We start from the raw sequence: 18783 nt of genomic DNA on the forward strand, positions 1-18783 counted from the left end.
ATCCACCCCGGCCAGCCGCAAGTTCGGGTTGGAACTAGCTGGCAGGGGTGCGTTTGTCGCCCGGGCTCAGCTACGCAACCACCCGCTGCAGCGCGGACAGGTCTTCCTCGGTCTGCCGGAACAGGTAGTAAGCGCCGATAAACGCAAGGATTCCGCCCATCGACAGAATGCGCACCGACAACACCATTTCGGGGAGATCCGCGACCGGGATGAAGGACAGTCCCGTCACGCCGACCAATGGAACCGAGGCCGCGACACAGAGGTAGACGACACTGCGCCGGCGAAGTGACGCCAGTTTCTGCCGGTCTCCGCTGGTGTCGCGCGAGTACGGCAGCAATTCCGGATAGAGGCTTCGGACGACGAAGAACGACACCATGAAGAACGGGTAGGCAACGGCCATCGATCCGCAGACCGCCAGGGACGCGAAAAAGTGGAAGGCCGCCTTCCAGTCGATGCTGCCGGTCGACAACTCGAGGGTCAGCGGGAACAGCAACCCGGCCAGCAGCCACAGACCCAGCGCGACCGCGGCCACGCGGTCTGCCGTGACGAGGGTGTCCGAGCGTGCTCTCGCGATCTCCTCCGGCGGGAAGGTCTTGCCCTGCCGGAGCCCATGCGGGACCCGCAGCATGAATCTGGAGATGTAGATCAGTACCGCGATGCCCGTCGGGAAGAAGATGCCGTTGATGATCGCCGTGATCACGAGGAAGCGGGTCTGTGCGTCGGGCGGCAGTTTGTTGACGATGAGCACTTGGTTGTACTGGATGTTGTACAAGCTGGCGAGGCCGTTGGGCACACCGGCTGCTATCGCCACGACCGGAATTGACCACTTGCGCAGGCGTTTGCGCCAGCTCTCCGCGGGCGGATCGACCAGTTCGCGAGCGCGCTCGTCGAGAACCATGTCGAGCTGCTGTGCGAGTTCCTTTCCGCGTGCGAAGCGATCCTCACGATCGGGGGCCAGGCATTTGAGCAGAATGCGACGTAGCGCTGTCGGGCAGTTCTCCGGCAGCGCATCGATCGCGGAGTTCGGCACTCCCTGCGCACGAAGGTTGAGCATGGCAACGAGCTCGCTGCCGTCAGTCGAGGTCTGCGAGCGATCGGTGAACGGGCGCGTGCCGGTCAGTAGTTCCCACAGCACCACGCCGAGCGAGTACAAGTCGCTGCGGGTGTCGAGGTCGCCGGCACTGCGCAGGTGATCCGGGTGGCACGCCTCGAGCTGCTCGGGTGACATGTAGGCGAGCGATCCGCCGAAGTAGGCCACCGGACTCGTGTTTCCGATGCTGCGCGCGAAGGAGATGTTGAAGTCCGCGAGCTTGGGCACGCCTTCGGACGACAACAGGATGTTCGCGGGCTTGATGTCGCGGTGGAGGACGCCCACCTTGTCGGCGTAGTCGAGGGCCTCGGCGAGACGGCGGCCCAGCCAGGCCACGGTTTCCGGCCAGCTCAGAGCGGCCACCAATGCACGAGTCTGCGATTCCGAGGGACGGATCTCGGCGCGGGAACGCAGCGAGGCATCGACCGAGTCGAGCAACAGTTGGCCGCTCCGTTTGGCCGGCTCGTATTCGCGCACGCGGTGCAGGAGGTTCTGCAGCGTGCCGCCGGAGAGGTACTGCATGTAGAGCAGTCGGAGACCGGTGCCCGGAACGATTGCCTGGTCGAACACGCGGACGATGTAGTCGTGATCGAGCTGGGCGAGCGTCTGCGGCTCGCTTCCGTGGTCTTCGGAGACCTTGACGGCCACGATGCGCTGCATGGAACGCTGCCGGGCGAGGAAAACGCGGGCGAACGCACCTTCGCCTAGCTGGGTGATGAGGTCGAAGTCTTCGAGTTGGTCGCCCACCTGGATCGAATCCAGATCAACATCTTTTGTGGGGCCGACCGTGAATTCGCCCGTCCACTTACCGGTGGAGTCGGATTCGTCGCGCAGACTGGGCGCCGAGGCGACAGTCGGGTCAGAATCCTCGACTGGCGCATGATGCTTCGGATCATGTGTGCTCATGCGAATCCTTACCCGATGCGGGTGAATATACAATCCAGTCAATGGAATAACTGTACGAGCCGTTGTCCAGGCGTGGAGAGGAGGCATAGTGCACGACGGGCCCAGACTGAGGTTCACCGACGGAAGTGGGCGGCCGCTGGAAGTCGAACTGTCTCCAGAGAAGCAGCGCGTGACGATCGGTCGGTCGGCGCAGGCCGACATTTCCCTCACGTGGGACAACGAAGTGTCGCGGTTGCACGCGACGATCGAATGGATGGGCACTCACTGGACGATCGTCGATGACGGGTTGTCGCGGAACGGTACGTTCGTCAATACCGACCGACTGACGGGTCGGCGCCGACTTCATGCTGGAGACCGTATCCGTATCGGTGGCGTCGTGCTGACCTACCACGAGTTCAACCTCACTCGGGATGAGGAGACGCGCCTCGCGGCCTCGACCGCGCCGACGATGCGCTCACTGACCGAGACCCAACGCTCGGTGCTCATCGCCCTGTGCCGGCCGTACAAGCACGGTGCCGCGTTCGCGAGCCCCGCCGCAAATCAGCAGATCGCGGCGGAACTGTTCCTCAGTGTCGACGCCATCAAGACCCACCTTCGGGCGTTGTTCACCAAGTTCGGCGTCGAGGATCTGCCCCAGAACCAGAAGCGAGTTCGCTTGGCAGAACTCGCACTTCAGAACGGAATCATTTCCGAACGCGATCTCTAGCGAGGCGCAAATCTCCTACTGCGGTAGGGCGACGCCCAGCAATCGGGGCGTTACCTTAGCGGTGTTCACATCGGCAACGAGGCCGTTTTGTAGGGGGAAGTGTGCTGACCAGGATCGCCAAGGTAGCCCATCGCTGGCCGAAGTTCGTGCTCATAGCCGCGTTCCTGGCGCTGATCGCAGCCGGCGTATTCGGCGCTCCCGTGGCGTCGAAACTGTCGTCCGGTGGCTACGACGATCCGAACTCGCAGTCCCATCGCGCATCCCAACTTCTGCGGGACCACTTCGATCGCGGTGCGATCGACATCGTCTTCGAGGTCATCGCTCCCGCCGGTGCGGACAGCGCCGCCGCCCGCACACGCGGACTCGAGGTCGAGGACACGCTCAAGAAGTCGCCGTACTCGCGGCAGGTGACGTCCTACTGGTCCGCGCCAGCCGGCGCCAACGCGTCGCTGAAGAGCAAGGACGGGACGATCGGGCTGGTCGTCGCGGAGATCGAGGGCACCGACTCCACCGCCCCGCATCGCGGCCGCGAACTTGCCGAAACCATCCCCGAGACCCGAGACGGCGTCACCGTGCGGGCCGGCGGATCGGCGATGTTGTACGAGCAGATCAACTCGCAGTCGGAAAAAGACCTGCTCAAGGCGGAGATGATCACCATCCCGCTGACGGCCTTGGTTCTGCTGTGGGTGTTCGGCTCGCTGTCGGCCGCCGCGCTCCCGCTCATCGTCGGAATGTTCGCGATCGTCGGTACGACGGCCATCCTGCGCGGGTTGACGATGGTCACCGACGTTTCGATCTTCGCCATGAACCTCACCACCGTGATGGGTTTGGCGCTGGCGATCGACTACGCGTTGTTCATCGTGAACCGGTACCGCGAAGAGCTCTCGACCGGGCGGGACAGCGAGCAAGCGTTGATCCGTACGGTCAACACCGCCGGTCGCACGGTGCTCTACTCCGCGTTGACGGTTGCCCTGTCGCTCGCGGCGATGGCGGTCTTCCCGATGTACTTCCTGCGGTCGTTCGCCTACGCCGGCGTCGCCGTCGTCGTGCTGGCCTCTGCGGCCGCCATCATCGTGGCGCCCGCGTGCATGACGTTGCTTCGCCGCCGGCTGATGACGGGCCGACACAGCCGCAAGGGGCGAATCGTCCTGGAGAAGACGTTCTGGTACCGCGTTTCCCGCGGGGTCATGCGGCGCCCGGCCACGGTCGCCGTGCTGATCACCGCCGCGTTTCTCGCCGTGGGCACCCCGTTCCTCCACCTGAACCTCGGTTACCCCGACGACCGGGTTCTCCCGACGAGCCACACCGCCCGCGTGGTCGGCGACGATCTCCGTACGAAATTCGACACCAGTCCGGCGAAGGAAGTCACGATCGTCCTGCCCGATACCCGCGGGTTGAATGACGAGCAGCTGAGCACCTATGCCGCGGAACTGTCCAAGGTCCACGGCGTCGACCTCGTCACCGCACCCATGGGCTCGTTCCATGACGGGACGCCCGTCGGTCCGCCGATCGGTCAGACCGGTGCCGCTGACGACGTGGCATATCTGACGGTGGCGACCAGCTTCGATCCGTTCAGCGCTGCGGGCGAGGACAACCTGACGGCGTTGCATGCGGTGAAGGCCCCCACGGAGACGCTGTTCACCGGCATGGCGCAGTGGAACGAAGACAACGTCGACGGAATCGTGAGCCGGCTTCCGCTCGCCCTCGGGTTGATCGCCGGAGCGACGTTCATCGTGTTGTTCCTGTTCACCGGCAGTGTCGTCCTTCCGATCAAGGCCCTGCTGATGAACCTGCTGTCGCTCACGGCGACGTTCGGTGCGATGGTGTGGATTTTCCAGGACGGGCACCTCGGGGCGTTCGGTTCCGCCACCACCGGGTCGCTCGTGGCGAACATGCCGGTGCTCATGTTCTGCATCGCATTCGGCATCTCGATGGACTACGAAGTGTTCCTCTTGTCGCGAATTCGAGAGCAATGGCTGTCGTCAGGAAAAACCGCCGCGGACAACGAACGCGCGGTGGCCATCGGTCTGGCACACACCGGCCGCATCGTCACCGCCGCTGCGTTGATCATGGCGATCGTCTTCAGCGGTCTCATCTTCGCCGAAGTGTCGATGATGAAGCTGTTCGCGGTCGGAATGGTGCTTGCGGTGCTCGCCGACGCGACCCTCATCCGAGGCCTCCTGGTTCCGGCGTTCATGAAACTCGCCGGACGCGCCAACTGGTGGGCGCCGTGGCCGTTGAACAGATTGCATGCCCGATTCGGGCTGACCGACGAATTGCCGGCGGACGACCACGAGAAGGAACTCGTCAAAGTCTGACCTCACAAAGGTGTCGACGGTCCTGCGACGTGGGGACCTTCGACACCGGCGCGCGCTGCCGAAGCCTTCTAACGTTGGGTGTATTCACAGGTCACTGCACCTTTTAGGAGCTCCGATGACGGTCACGCTGCCGCGCACAGACATCATCACGAAGGCGGTCGCTCTGGCGTCGCGCGCGCCGTCACTCCATAACAGTCAGCCGTGGCGCTGGCGTTTCGATCGCGACGGTCTGAAGCTCTACGCCGATCCTGAGCGGCTGATCTCCGCAACCGATTCCGCCGGACGCGAGCTCATCCTGAGCTGCGGGGGCGCGTTGCATCACCTCCGTGCGGCGATGGCGTCGATGGGGTACCGGTCGTTCGTCGAGCGATTTCCGAATCCCAACGACCCGCGATTCCTCGCGCGCGTCGAATTCGTCCGGTCCGGCTACGTCACCGACGCCGAACGGGACCGGATCGAAGCCATCAAGCTGCGGCGCAGCGATCGGTCGCCGTTCGCTCCACCCGCGGGGTGGTCCACCTTCGAGACGGTCCTCCGGCACACGCTCGGAAACTCGGTGCTCATGACCGTCATGCCGGCGAACGTCCGCGCTGACCTCGAACGCGCGTCGTCGCTGGCCGGCTCCATGCGGCGGTACGACTCGAAGTACCACTCGGAACTGCACTGGTGGACGGGACACGTCCACGACCGTGAAGGAGTCCCACCACAGATGCTTCCGTCCGCGGAGACCTCGGCCAAAGTGCCGATCGGACGCGCATTTCCGGTTCTCGACGACGCCCAGCCAGCGGACCCGGAATCGGGTGCCGACGGCGCGGTCATTGTCGCGTTGTCCACGGACACCGACAACCTTCCGGACATCCTGCGCTGCGGTGAAGCGATGTCGGTGGTGCTGCTCGAGGCGACCATGGCCGGGTATGCGACCTGCACGGTGACGCACGTCGTCGAACTCTCGAGTAGCCGGTTCATCGTGCAGAAACTGGTGGGGGGCAACGTCCTTCCGCAGGTTCTCATCCGGATCGGAGCGCCTCCCGCCGGAGGACTCCAACCGTCGCTGACCCCCCGGCGGTCGGTTGAGGAGATCCTCGAGATCGCGAGCTAGCTCGCCGCCGCGGCTGCCAGCCGATCACCGAGCGCCCGAAGCGTTTCGCGGAATTCGGCTGGCTCGAGCACCTCGAACGGGATGCCGACCCGGGCGAGGTGCATCGCCGGCCAATCCAGAGTGCCGGCGGTGAACTCGAGGACCGTCGCCGAGCCAGACTTGGTGAGAGTGCCGCCGGTCCACGGAATGCGTTGCTGCACTTCGTCGATGGTGGCCAGCAATCGAACTCGGACGCGGAACTCGGTCGGCGAGGAGCGGATCGATCGACGGATGTATTCGACCGGATCGGGATGCTCGCGGAAACGGAATCTGAAGGTCGAAGCGGTGACCGTGGACATGCGGTCGAGCCGGAACGTTCGCCAGTCGTCGCGGTCGAGGTCCCACGCCATCAGGTACCAGCGCCGGCCCGTCGCCACGAGGCGCACGGGTTCGACGGTCCGCTCGGTCTCCGCGCCGTCGCGCGCCTGATAGCTGAATCGGGCGCGGGTGAGATCCCGGCAGCAGCGGGCGAGGACCATGAGTACTTCGCCGTCGACTTCGGCCTGCGGGGGTCCGCCGAGGACGTCCGTCGCCTCCTGGATCGCGCGGACTTCCGCCCGTAGGCGAGGCGGCATGACCTTGTCAAGTTTGGACAGTGCCCGCAGCGCCGATTCGCTGGCGCCGGCCAGCGTGCCTGCGGCGGCGAATCTCAGCGCCACCGCCATGGCGACGGCTTCATCGTCGTCGAGCAGCAGCGGTGGAATAGCCTTTCCGGCGACCAGTTGATAGCCACCCCCAGCGCCCTGGACGGCACTCACGGGGTAGCCGAGTTCGCGAAGGCGCTCGACATCGCGACGGATGCAGCGGCCGGTGACACCAAGTCGTTCCGCGAGCTCGTTGCCCGTCCACTGCGGTCGCGTCTGCAGCAGGGCGAGCAATCGCAGGACGCGTTCGGTCGTTTGGCTCATGTTGGAAAGTTTGCGCGCAATAGCGGACCGGATCAGTCCTATTTGCGCGAGACGCTCGTTGTGTCAAGGGATTCGCCCTCTAACAAGGAGCCAGAAATGCCGTTCCACGTTCCGCCGGTCAACGATGAAGTCAGCTCGATCCGCGCCTTTCTCGCCCAGCAGCAGGACGCCTTCCGGGTCGTGGCCCATGGCTTGACCAACGCCGAGGCCGGCAAGGCGCGGAGTGCGAGCGCCCTGACGGTCGGCGGACTCATAAAGCACGTGACCCAGGTGCAGGAACACTGGCTCGGGACCGCGCTCGCCGCACCGCAGCGGGACAGCCGCAAAGCGGACCCCGAGTCGCACCACGACGGATTCCGGTTCGATGGCGATCTCGCGGCTCAGCTTGCCGCCTTCGACGACGTCTCGGCGCGGGTTCTCGATGCGGTTGATTCGCTCGACCTCTCGACGCCGGTTCCGGTTCCCGAGGCGCCGTGGTTCCCGAAGGATGTGACCTGGTCGGTCCGCTGGGTGTGGATGCACGTCATCGAGGAGCTCGCCCGTCATGCCGGCCATGCGGACATCATTCGCGAGAGTCTCGATGGTGCGCAGATGTTCTCGTTGGGGCTGGCCCGCGATGGTCTCGGTGATCTGCCGTTCCTCAAGTCGTGGCGTCGCGAGCCGGTGCGCTTCTCCCGCGGGGTCAGCACTGTTCGGCTGCACGCGGACGACCTGGTCAAGGCGACCGAGTGGTACAGCGAGCTGCTGGGTGCCGAGCCGTACTTCGTCCAGCCGGAGTATGTCGAGTGGCGAGTCGGCCCGAACCGTCATGAGTTGGGCATTCTCGATCGCAAGTACGCCGATGACCACAATGCGTTGGGCTCGGTCGTCTACTGGGAGGTCGAGGGGCTCGAGTCGGCGATTGCGGATCTGCTCGAGCGCGGAGGTTCGGAGCATGAGCCGATCCGTGCGGGTGAGGCCTACCGCTGGGCGTCGGTGATCGATCCGTTCGGAAACGTTCTTGGACTTATGGAGCGGTGACATTCCACCGTCGCTTTGCTCGGCCGATCCTGTCATAATCGGTTAATGACCGTTAACCGACTGCTTCCCACCCCCGAAGCACACGACCTTCTCGAACTCACCCAACAGGTGTGCGACAAGGTCCTCGAACCTCGCGTTGTTGAGTGCGAAAAGACCTCCACCTACCCGGCGGAGGTCTTTTCCGCGCTTGGCGCCGCTGGCCTGCTTTCTCTGCCGTATCCCGAGGAGTTCGGTGGGGGTAGCCAGCCATACGAGGTCTACCTGCAGGTTCTCGAAGAGATCGCGAGCCGGTGGGCTGCGGTCGCCGTCGCCGTCAGCGTGCACAGCCTCTCGTGCCATCCGCTGTACGTCTTTGGCACAGATGAGCAGAAGCAACGATGGCTGCCCGAGATGTTGTCCGGCGATCAGGTCGGTGGCTACAGCCTGTCCGAGCCGCAGGCCGGATCGGATGCGGCCGCGCTGCGGTGCAAGGCAGTCGCCGAGGGTGATGGGTACCGGATCAACGGCACGAAGGCGTGGATCACGCACGGTGGCGTCGCCGACTTCTACTCCCTGTTCGCGCGGACGGGCGAGGGCTCGCGGGGCGTGAGTTGCTTCCTCGTTCCCGGGGACACCGAAGGCCTGTCGTTCGGGAAGCCCGAGGACAAGATGGGCTTGAAGGCAGTGCCGACGACGACGGCGAACTACGACGACGCCTTCTTGCCGGCAGACCGCCGGCTTGGCGACGAGGGCCAGGGGCTGCAGATCGCGTTCAGCGCCCTCGATTCCGGCCGGCTCGGAATCGCTGCCGTGGCAACAGGTCTGGCGCAGCGTGCATTGGTTGATGCGGTCGCCTACGCGAAGGAGCGCGAGGCGTTCGGGAAGCACATCATCGACCACCAGGGCCTGGGCTTTGTGCTCGCCGACATGGCTGCAGCGGTCGACTCGGCGCGCGCGACCTACATCGACGCGGCTCGCCGGAAGGACGCTGGGCTCGAGTACTCGCGCCAGGCTTCCGTCGCGAAGTTGGTGGCGACCGACGCGGCCATGAAGGTCACCACCGATGCGGTCCAGGTGCTTGGTGGCTACGGCTACACCGCGGACTTTCCGGTCGAGCGGTACATGCGCGAGGCTAAGGTCATGCAGATTTTCGAAGGCACGAACCAGATTCAGCGGTTGGTGATTTCGCGGTCATTGGCGCGGTAACTAGGCTGGCGCCGTGCGCCGAATTCCAGTCATCGCTCTGACGGGATACCTCGGAGCTGGCAAAACGAGCCTGTTGAACCACGTCCTCCGCACGCCCGCCGCGCGAATCGGTGTGGTGATCAACGACTTCGGTGAGATCAACGTCGACGCTGGACTCGTGACCGGTCAGGTTGATGAGCCGGCGTCGATTTCGGGTGGCTGCATCTGCTGCCTCGACGACGAGGGCGGCCTCGACAAAGCTCTCGAGAAGCTCGCGAGTCCCAAGCTCGGGCTGGACGCGATCATCGTCGAGGCGAGCGGTCTCGCCGACCCGGTCGCGCTGCAGCGGATCATCGGCTTCAGCGGGGTTTCGGGCGTGCGGCCGGGTGGAGTGGTCGATGTCGTCGATGCGGTTAACCACTTCGACACGGTTGATCGCGACCCGCTGCCGCCCCTTCGATATGCCGCATCGTCACTGGTCGTAGTGAACAAGCTCGACCAGGTGATCGATCCGGAGGCAGTGGTGTCTCGCGTCGAAGGCCGGGTCCGTGAGCGCAATCCCGGCGTGTACGTGACCGGTGCGGTTGGGGGCCGGATCGATCCCAAGCTGCTGTTCGATGTCAGCGGCGAGGAGGAGTCGGGCCAGCTGTCGTTTCGGGAACTGCTTGCCGACGTCGAGCATCCGCATGATCATGTGCATGCTTCGTCGGTCAGCGTTTCAAGCTCAGGTGCTGTCGACCCGGACGCCTTGATCGAGTTTCTCGAGAAGCCGCCGGCCGGTGTGTATCGGATCAAAGGCCAGGTCAATGTTGGTGGGCGACGGTATGTCGTGAACGTCGTCGGGGCGTCGATTCACATTGCCGCTGCGCGGGGCAAGGGCGGACCGAATCAGCTGGTGGCGATCGGGATGGGGATCGACGTCGAGGTCGTTCGGTCTGCGGTCGAAGCCGCTCTGGCCCAGTCCGAGGAGCCGGGCGATGGCCGAGTGTTCGGTCGTTACGTGCGCGCGAGCGCGTAGGCGCGCACATTGGCATAAATGATCTTTGATATTCAGAATTGTGATGTCCGTCGCATATGTGATTGCCGCCGCAATTCGGGTGAATAATGTTCCGGTTTTACAAACCGGTCGGTAATGTCCAGTTCATCGCGAATTTAGATTCGCCGGATTTTGATAATTGGACTTGCAGGAGTTGATCTGAATGCGCTCGGAGTTGAGCGTCAGCGCGGCGGAGGTTTCGCCGCAGCACAACGACCACCTCGCGAGCGCGATCACCGCGCCGAAGGCTCCCAAGCAGCGTGTTGCCTGGGTTGACATCGCCAAAGGTATGACGATCGTGCTGGTCGTTCTGCTTCACTCCACCGACATGCTGGTCCGCCATGACCTGGTCGCGCCGTTCTGGGAGTCGATCAACGGCTCCCTGCAGCCGATCCGCATGCCGCTCTTCTTCGTCGCTTCGGGCCTATTCGCGCAGAAGACCATTGCAATGACGTGGCCGACAATGCTGCGCAGTCGTACCGCACACCTTTTCTACCTTTACCTTTTGTGGACCGTTCTTTTCTTCGTCGTGCACAACATTCTGCCGGCAGAAACTCGCCACGACGGGTACGCGCAATTCCAGAGCATCATCACCGGGATTTATGTCCCGAACAGTGCACTGTGGTTCATTTACGGTCTCGCCGTCTTCGGCGTCGTCGCCAAGCTGCTGCGCAACCAGACCCTCGAGGTCCAGTTCGGGCTGGCGATCGCACTGAACATCACCGCGCAGTACGTCACGATCGTCAACTTCGGTTGGAACAACCTCGCCGAGTACTTCGTGTACTTCCTCGTCGGCCTGAACTTCCGTGAGATCGTCGTCCGCATCTCGAACTACGACAGCAACCGCTGGATCGCCGCGAGCGTCGCCGTCTACGTCGCGACCTCGGTGATCTACGGACTGGGACATGCTCACGGTCTCAACGGGCTGAAGATCCTCGTCTCCACTTCGGGTCTGGTCCTGGGTGTGCTCGTCGCCTCGCGAATGGCTGGTACCTGGATCGGGGACGTCTTCAACTACATCGGCAAGAACACCATCGGCGTCTACCTGATGTTCGACATCATGATCGCGATCGTGGTCTACGGCTTGATTCAGGTCCCGGACCTCGCCACGATCCCGGGCATCGTCTTCGTCACGCCGCTAGCCGTCGCCCCGGTGGTCGTTCTCATGGCCCTTGGAACGAAGATGGCCCTCGTGGCTGCCGGTCAGCACTGGCTCTTCGAGCTGCCTGCGAAGCTGCGCGGCACCGCGAAGTAGCGAGCGACAGTTCTCTCGAAAATCGGCTTGTACAAACCTCCATTTTTGTACAAGCGGTTTTTTGAGAGACTTGTCGCCCGGCGATCAAGAAAGCGTGATCGAAGATATCCGCCGCGCGGGGGATCCGTGGTGGCCGGCGTCAAAGTTAGTCTGACGCCATGGCCCGGTCAGTCGAGGTTCGAGACGTCATGTCTCGACTCGAAAGCTGGGCTGGTGCCGACTCCGATTGGGAGCGGATTCCGCAGGACCTCGATCGCGTTCGCCGCACCGACTCGATCATCGCGCTGATCTTCGCCCTCGTCGGCATTCTCGGGATCGAACTCATGCGCTCGATCGACATGCTGTCCGGCATTCCGTACCCCGGCTGGGTTCCGCATTTGGCGGTCATCACCGCAGCGATCCCGCTCGCGTTCCGCCGTGTGTACCCGCTGACCATCGCGGGGCTGCTGTCGCTGCACATGCTCGTGACGGGTCTGTCGATGCCGGCGGTCATGTCGTCGATGCCGCTACAGATCCTGTACTTCTTTGCGCTGTTCACGGGCGTGGCGTGGGCGCGCGATCGCCGGGCGATGGTCATCGTCGTCGGGCTCGTGCTCGTCGTCATGTTCGGGTGGATCGCCTGGCAGTTCGCGGTCGGGAGCGGCATCGAGGACATCCTGAGCCACAACGGCAAGCAGATTCCGCACCAAGGCCTCTTCGCGCCGATCGCGGCCTTCATCACGTACACGGTGATGGTCAACATCGTCTACTTCGGGGGCGCAGTGCTCGGTGGGCAGGCTGCGTGGCGTGCCGCTCAGCAGCGGGCGCGCCTCGTGGAACAGGCCGAGACGATCGAGCGGCAGTCCGAGGACCTCCAACGTCAGGCCGTCGTGGAGGAGCGCCTGCGGATCGCGCGTGAATTGCACGATGTTGTCGCCCACCACGTGTCGGTGATCGGCGTCCAGGCCTCGGCCGCGCAGCGGATGCTGCGCCGCGACCCGGACATCGCGGAGGCGTCGCTGCGCTCGATCGAGACCTCGTCGCGCGACGCCGTGACCCAGATGCGCGGACTGCTCGGGACGCTGCGGTCTTCCGACCCGGTCGACGCGAACGACCGTGCGCCCGAACCAAACCTTCCCGACGTGCGCGGGCTGGTCGACGAAGTACGCGATACCGGCTTCGACGTCACGCTCGACGTCGTCGAGGACGAACCTGGTGCACTTTCCGCGGTATCCGCACCGATCGGACTCTCGTTGTACCGGACCGTTCAAGAAGCGCTGGCGAACGTGCGCCGGCATTCGACCGCTACCAAAGCGCACGTCTCGGTCCGGGTGTCGCATGCCCCGCAACCACGGTTCGCGAACGGATATGCCGAGGTCGAAGTGGTCGACGACGGTCGCCCACGGCCGGGAACCTCCGGCTCCGGACTCGGCCTTCTCGGTGTCCGGGAACGACTGTCGACGCACGGTGGAGTCAGCGAGATCGGACCACGAGTGACCGGCGGCTATCGAGTTCGGGTGCGCCTTCCGTTGGGAGAATCGAAATGATCCGGGTCGTACTGGTCGACGACCAGGCGCTCATCCGGTCTGGATTTGCACTGATTCTCGGTGTCGAGGACGACATCGAGGTTGTGGGGGAAGCGGCGAACGGCCGCGAGGCCATCGACCTGACGCGAAATCAGAGACCTGACGTCGTCCTCATGGACGTTCAGATGCCGATCCTCGACGGCATCGCCGCGACCCGGGAGATCGTCATGTCGACCGAAGCGCGGGTGCTCATCCTCACGACGTTCGACCGCGACGACTACGTTTTCGACGGTCTAGCCGCCGGTGCGAGCGGGTTCCTCCTCAAGAACTCCGAAGCCGACCATCTCATCCATGCCGTCCGCACGGTCGCGGCCGGCAACGCGCTGCTCGCGCCCGAGGTCACCCGGCGGGTGATCTCCCGCATGGCCGCGAAACAGTCGGCGCCACAGTCAGATCCGCGCATTGAAACCCTGACGCCGCGCGAGCTGGAAGTCGTGCGACTCGTCGGACGAGGTTGGTCGAACGCGGAGATCGCGGCGCACCTCGTCCTCGGGGAAGCCACGGTCAAAACGCATCTGTCGAATGCCTTCGCCAAACTGCACCTTCGGGACCGAGTCCAGGCGGTCGTGTTCGCCTACGAAGCCGGACTCATCCTCGCGGGGGAAGCCGACCTCGACGGCCACGGCTGATCTCCACCGCGCGTCGGATCCGCGTGCGCCGCGACGCCCATACGGTGGAGATCATGAAGCACAGCAAAGAGCGCGGCGGCGACCTCGAATTGCGGCATCTGACGCGAACGTTCGGTGAGGTCCGGGCCGTCGATGACGTCAGCTTCACCGTCTCGAGCGGTCTGCTGACCGGGTTCGTCGGTGGCAACGGGGCCGGCAAGACAACGACGATGCGCATGGCCATGGGCGTTCTCGCGCCGACGAGCGGTGAAGTGCACTGGCAGGGTCATCCGATCACCGGACTCGATCGCCGCACCTTCGGCTACATGCCGGAGGAGCGCGGGCTCTACCCGAAGCAGCCGGTTCTCGATCAGCTCATCTACCTGGCCCGACTCCGTGGAATGAGCACGTCGGCGGCCCGGAAATCGGTTCTCGACCACCTCGAGCGCCTCGGTCTGGCCGAGCGTGCGAAGGACCACGTCGAGAAGCTGTCGCTCGGAAACCAGCAGCGGGTGCAGATCATCGCGGCACTCATGGGACAGCCGCAGGCACTCGTTCTCGACGAGCCGTTCAGCGGTCTCGACCCGGCAGCCGTCGACAGCATGGTCGACCTCCTGCGCGAACACACGTCGCAGGGCGTTCCGGTGCTTTTTTCGTCGCACCAACTCGATCTTGTCGAGCGATTGTGTGAGCGATTGGTCGTGCTCGCGCGCGGCCATGTGGTCGCGTCGGGAACTCCCGACGAACTGCAGTCGCGTTCGGTCCTCCGGCACCGGCTGGTCCTCGATGGTGACGCCGGCTGGGTTCGTGACCAGCGCGGAATCCACGTCGTCGACCTCGCGGGACCGTCGGTCCTCCTCGAAATCATCGATGCGGGCGCCGAACGGGACCTCTTGTCCAAGGCCCTCGATCGCGGTGCCATCCAACAGTTCTCGCCCGAGCGCCCGAGCCTCGCGCAGATCTACCGAGAGGTGACGGCATGAACCGCCAGCCACAGCCCTGGATCATCGTCGCCACCCGCGAGATCCATGTCCGCCTGACGAACCGAGCCTTCGTCGTGTCCACGCTCATCACGATGCTGCTCATTGCGGGTGGCGCGGCGTTCGGCGTGTGGCAGAGCAGCAAGGAATCGACCCACACGATCGTCGTGTCCGATCAATCCGCCGAGGCCCTCGTGACTAGCGCCAGCAAGATTGCGCATACCGCCGACGACACGGTGACGATCGAGGTTGACCGGGTCAGCAGCGACGTGGCCGCGAAGGCGGCCGTCGACGACGGCAAGGCCGATGCCTGGCTGTACAACGGGCCGAGCGGATGGACCCTGAGCTCGGACGACCAAGTCGACCTGACGGTGAAGACGGCCGTCGAACAGTCGGTGCGGATGAGTGTCCTGGACGCCAACGCTGCCGCTGCGGGGACGTCGGTTCAAGACCTCATGAAGGGTGCCGACCTCAAGGTCGACCGACTCGACGGCAAGCAGGACAACTCGGGTGCGATCAAGCTGATCACCTTCGCGTTCGCCATCTTGTTCTTCATGGCGGCGATGATGTTCGGCATTCAGATCGCGCAGAGCGTCGTCGAGGAGAAGCAATCGCGTCTCGTGGAGATCATCGCGACGGCGATCCCGCTGCGACACCTCCTCAGCGGCAAGGTTGTCGGAAACGCAGTGCTCGCGTTGGCGCAGGTCGTGCTCTATAGCGCCACCGGCCTGGTCGCCCTGTCCTTCACGGATCTGTCGGGGCTGCTGCCCGGTCTGAGTTGGGCCGTGGCCTGGTTCATCGCGTTCTTCGCGATCGGATTCCTGGCGCTGGCGTGCCTGTATGCCGTGGCCGGCGCGCTGGCTTCACGCAATGAGGACATTCAGACGACCACGGCGCCGATGACGTATGCGCTGATGGCGGTGTACCTCGCGAGCTTCGGGTTGTCCGGCAATGCCCTGGTGATCGTTTCGTACGTGCCGATCGCCTCGGTCATTGCGATGCCGGCCCGCCTGCTCGCCGGCGACGTCGCCTGGTGGGAGCCGGTGCTGTCGCTCGGAATCACCGGATTGTTCGCGGCCGGAGTCATCTACGTCGGCGAACGAGCCTACCGCCACTCGCTGATGCAGACCGGCGGAAAGTTGTCCTGGCGGAAGGCACTCGCGCCCGTCGGCTAGGTGGCAAGCTCAGAGTCGGTTCCGACCGTGGACGACCCGGAGGCTGTAGATGACCGCCATCGTGTACCGACTGGCGCAAGAGCGCAGACTCGTCACCCCGCTTCCCGGCCCGAAATCGCTCGAACTCGCTGCTCGACGCGGCAAGGCCGTGGCAGCGGGGGTGGGTTCGTCCGCTCCCGTTTATGCCGTGGACGCGGACGGCGGCGTGATCGTCGATGTGGACGGGAACTCGCTCATCGACCTCGGCTCGGGTATTGCCGTCACCGGTGTCGGAGCGTCGAATCCGGAGGTCGCGGCGGCGGTGGCCGATCAGGCCGCGCGACTGATCCACACCTGCTTCATGGTCACCCCGTACGAGGGGTACATCGAGGTCGCTGAGCGGCTCAACCGACTCACACCGGGCGACCACGAGAAGCGAACGGTGCTGTTCAACTCGGGTGCGGAGGCGGTCGAGAACGCGGTCAAGGTGGCCCGCCTGGCAACCGGGCGCCAGGCCGTCGTCGCGTTCGACCACGCCTATCACGGCCGCACGAACCTCACGATGGCGCTCACCGCGAAAGCGATGCCCTACAAGACGAACTTCGGCCCCTTCGCGCCGGAGATCTACCGGATGCCGGCCTCCTACCCGTACCGCGACGGCCTCGATGGCAAGGAAGCCGCCGCGGACGCGATCGACCGCATCGAGAAGCAGATCGGCGCTTCGTCGGTCGCGGCGCTCATCATCGAGCCGATCCAGGGTGAAGGTGGATTCATCGTTCCCGCGCCCGGGTTCCTCCCGACGATAGTGGACTGGGCCAAACAGAACGGCATCGTGTTCATCGCCGACGAGGTGCAGACCGGGTTCGCCCGAACGGGTTCGTGGTTCGCATCGGACGACGAAGGCATCGTTCCGGACCTCATCACGATGGCCAAAGGCATCGCCGGTGGAATGCCGCTCGCGGCTGTCACCGGGCGTGCGGACCTTCTCGACGCGGTCCACCCCGGTGGGCTCGGCGGCACGTACGGCGGAAACCCGGTCGCCTGCGCGGCCGCGATTGCGGCGATCGACTACATGGCCGCGGCCGACCTGCCCGCGCGTGCGCGGCACCTGGAGAAGCTGTCCCGGTCCTATCTCGAGAAGCTGCAGGCCGACACCGGCGTCATCGGCGACATTCGTGGTCGCGGCGCGATGATCGCGATCGAAATCGTGAAACCGGGTACGAAGGAACCAGACGCGGTGCTCACCAAAGAGGTGGCGACCGCGACGAACAACGCGGGCGTCGTCGTTCTGACGTGCGGCACCTACGGCAACATCATCCGGCTGCTGCCACCCCTGGTGATCAGCCACGATCTGCTGATGGAAGGACTTGAAGTGCTCGGCTCGGTTCTGCGAAACAAGGCAGGTCACGCATGACTCCGGAAGAAGCCCTCAAGGCAGTACCGCTGGATCTCTGGATCGGTGGAGTGCAGACGCCGGCCGCGTCCGGCAAGCGCTTCCCGGTTCATAATCCCGCGACCGGCGAAGTCCTGGTCGAGGTGGCCGACGCCGGTCCCGAAGACGGCGCCCGCGCATTGGATGCAGCAGTGGCCGCGCAAGCGGAGTGGGCGGCGACGCCGTCCCGCAAGCGCGCCGAGATCCTGCGCAAGGCCTGGGAACTCATCGACGGCAAGTACCGCCCCAACCTCGCCATGCTCATGACTCTCGAGATGGGCAAGCCGCTCGCGGAGTCGAATGGTGAGGTCACCTACGGCGGCGAGTTCATTCGCTGGTTCGCCGAGGAGGCACCCCGGATCAACGGCCGGTACACGACTTCGCCGACCGGTACGGGCCGGATTCTCGTGATGAAGCAGCCGGTCGGGCCGGTGCTCGCGATCACTCCGTGGAACTTCCCGCTCGCGATGGGCACCCGCAAGATCGGTCCGGCGTTCGCCGCCGGCTGCACCGTCGTGTGCAAGCCCGCCGCGGAGACTCCGCTCACGATGCTCATGCTCGGCACGGTCTTCGAGGAGGCCGGACTGCCGCACGGCGTCCTGTCGATCCTCCCGACCTCGCACGCCGCGGCGCTGACCGACCCGATGTTCGACGATCCACGCCTGCGGAAGGTCACCTTCACCGGTTCGACCGGAGTGGGAAAGCTGCTGCTGGCCCAGGCCGCGAAGCACGTCCTCAACTCCTCGATGGAACTCGGTGGCAATGCGCCGTTCGTCGTGTTCGACGACGCTGACCTCGACGCCGCGGTCGACGGCGCAATGGCCGCCAAGATGCGCAACACGGGTGAGGCGTGCACGGCCGCGAACCGCATTCACGTCGACAACTCGGTCCGTGCGGAGTTCACCCGCAAGCTCACGGACCGCATGGCCGCGCTGCGCGTGGGCAATGGAGTCGAAGAAGGTTCGCAGGTCGGGCCGTTGATCACCGAGAAGCAGCGGGGAACGGTGCAGGATCTCGTCGCGGACGCGGTCGCCAAGGGAGCCAGCATCACCTGCGGTGGTGAGGCACTTTCGGGCGCGGGCTACTTCTACCCGCCGACCGTCCTTGATGGGGTGTCGGTGGATGCCCGAATCCTCAAGGAAGAAGTCTTCGGCCCGGTTGCGGCGATCGCTGGATTCGACGGTGAGGAAGCCGGAATCGCGGCCGCCAACGACACCGAATACGGGCTCGCGGCGTACATCTATACGCAGAACCTGAGCCGCGCTCTGCGTGTCGCGGAGGCCGTCGAGTCCGGAATGGTGGGCGTCAACCGCGGCATCATCTCCGACGTCGCGGCACCGTTCGGTGGCGTCAAGGAGTCGGGCCTGGGCCGCGAAGCGGGGTCGGAAGGAATCGAGGAGTACCTCGAAACGAAGTACATCGCCTTGCCTTAGAGTTCCTGACCCAGGGTGATGTCCCATCGATGACCTGCAGCGATGGCATTCTCGACGACTGACCACGATA

14 protein-coding genes and 1 pseudogene are annotated in these 18783 nt (G+C 64.6%); 13 read left to right on the forward strand and 2 right to left on the reverse strand.

From position 1 onward, the window contains the following. Positions 1 to 70 precede the first annotated feature (70 nt). Positions 71 to 1996: a serine/threonine-protein kinase gene (locus tag F600_RS0108165; RefSeq protein WP_018160115.1), complete on the reverse strand. Its 1926-nt coding sequence runs from the start codon at positions 1994 to 1996 to the stop codon at positions 71 to 73. Between the two features lie 88 nt (positions 1997 to 2084). Between F600_RS0108165 and F600_RS0108170 the strand changes: the two genes are divergently transcribed. The 3 genes from F600_RS0108170 to F600_RS0108180 all read left to right on the forward strand — a co-directional run bounded on the left by F600_RS0108170 (position 2085) and on the right by F600_RS0108180 (position 6119). Next, positions 2085 to 2702, forward strand: a complete 618-nt coding sequence (locus tag F600_RS0108170; protein ID WP_245541494.1) for an FHA domain-containing protein — start codon at positions 2085 to 2087, stop codon at positions 2700 to 2702. Between the two features lie 101 nt (positions 2703 to 2803). Continuing rightward, a complete protein-coding gene (locus F600_RS0108175; protein WP_018160117.1) occupies positions 2804 to 5020 on the forward strand; it encodes an MMPL family transporter in 2217 nt (738 codons plus the stop codon). Between the two features lie 115 nt (positions 5021 to 5135). After that, on the forward strand, positions 5136 to 6119 hold the full coding sequence (locus F600_RS0108180; RefSeq protein ID WP_018160118.1) for an Acg family FMN-binding oxidoreductase: 984 nt from the start codon (positions 5136 to 5138) through the stop codon (positions 6117 to 6119). On the opposite strand, the gene F600_RS0108185 is transcribed toward F600_RS0108180, so the two are convergent. Next, positions 6116 to 7066 (reverse strand): helix-turn-helix transcriptional regulator, encoded by a 951-nt coding sequence (locus F600_RS0108185; protein WP_018160119.1) that lies wholly within the window; start codon positions 7064 to 7066, stop codon positions 6116 to 6118. The two genes, F600_RS0108180 and F600_RS0108185, sit on opposite strands and share 4 nt — an antisense overlap. 96 nt (positions 7067 to 7162) lie before the next feature. Between F600_RS0108185 and F600_RS32680 the strand changes: the two are divergent. The 10 genes and pseudogenes from F600_RS32680 to F600_RS0108235 form a co-directional block, all read left to right on the forward strand. Continuing rightward, a pseudogene (locus F600_RS32680) lies at positions 7163 to 7717 on the forward strand (DinB family protein); the annotation flags it as partial. A gap of 414 nt (positions 7718 to 8131) precedes the next feature. Continuing rightward, positions 8132 to 9271 (forward strand): acyl-CoA dehydrogenase family protein, encoded by a 1140-nt coding sequence (locus F600_RS0108195; protein WP_018160121.1) that lies wholly within the window; start codon positions 8132 to 8134, stop codon positions 9269 to 9271. A gap of 13 nt (positions 9272 to 9284) precedes the next feature. Further along, positions 9285 to 10268 carry a CobW family GTP-binding protein gene (locus tag F600_RS0108200; protein WP_018160122.1) on the forward strand — a complete coding sequence of 328 codons (984 nt, stop codon included), beginning with the start codon at positions 9285 to 9287 and terminating at the stop codon, positions 10266 to 10268. Between the two features lie 181 nt (positions 10269 to 10449). Continuing rightward, positions 10450 to 11541 carry an acyltransferase family protein gene (locus F600_RS0108205; RefSeq protein WP_018160123.1) on the forward strand — a complete coding sequence of 364 codons (1092 nt, stop codon included), beginning with the start codon at positions 10450 to 10452 and terminating at the stop codon, positions 11539 to 11541. A gap of 158 nt (positions 11542 to 11699) precedes the next feature. Beyond that, entirely contained in the window at positions 11700 to 13067 is a 1368-nt protein-coding gene (locus F600_RS0108210; protein ID WP_018160124.1) for a sensor histidine kinase, read from the forward strand. Next, a complete protein-coding gene (locus tag F600_RS27460) occupies positions 13064 to 13735 on the forward strand; it encodes a response regulator transcription factor (protein ID WP_018160125.1) in 672 nt (223 codons plus the stop codon). The genes F600_RS0108210 and F600_RS27460 overlap by 4 nt, the downstream gene beginning before the upstream one ends. Positions 13736 to 13788: 53 nt before the next feature. After that, a complete protein-coding gene (locus tag F600_RS0108220) occupies positions 13789 to 14697 on the forward strand; it encodes an ABC transporter ATP-binding protein (protein WP_040630907.1) in 909 nt (302 codons plus the stop codon). Then, positions 14694 to 15869 carry an ABC transporter permease gene (locus F600_RS0108225; RefSeq protein ID WP_018160127.1) on the forward strand — a complete coding sequence of 392 codons (1176 nt, stop codon included), beginning with the start codon at positions 14694 to 14696 and terminating at the stop codon, positions 15867 to 15869. The genes F600_RS0108220 and F600_RS0108225 overlap by 4 nt, the downstream gene beginning before the upstream one ends. Before the next feature lie 49 nt (positions 15870 to 15918). Beyond that, positions 15919 to 17262 carry a 4-aminobutyrate--2-oxoglutarate transaminase gene (gabT, locus tag F600_RS0108230; protein WP_018160128.1) on the forward strand — a complete coding sequence of 448 codons (1344 nt, stop codon included), beginning with the start codon at positions 15919 to 15921 and terminating at the stop codon, positions 17260 to 17262. Beyond that, entirely contained in the window at positions 17259 to 18713 is a 1455-nt protein-coding gene (locus F600_RS0108235; RefSeq protein ID WP_018160129.1) for an NAD-dependent succinate-semialdehyde dehydrogenase, read from the forward strand. Before gabT ends, F600_RS0108235 begins: the two co-directional genes overlap by 4 nt. Positions 18714 to 18783: the final 70 nt, after the last annotated feature.

The sequence above is a fragment of the Smaragdicoccus niigatensis DSM 44881 = NBRC 103563 genome, from assembly GCF_000380645.1.
GTDB lineage: Bacteria > Actinomycetota > Actinomycetes > Mycobacteriales > Mycobacteriaceae > Smaragdicoccus > Smaragdicoccus niigatensis.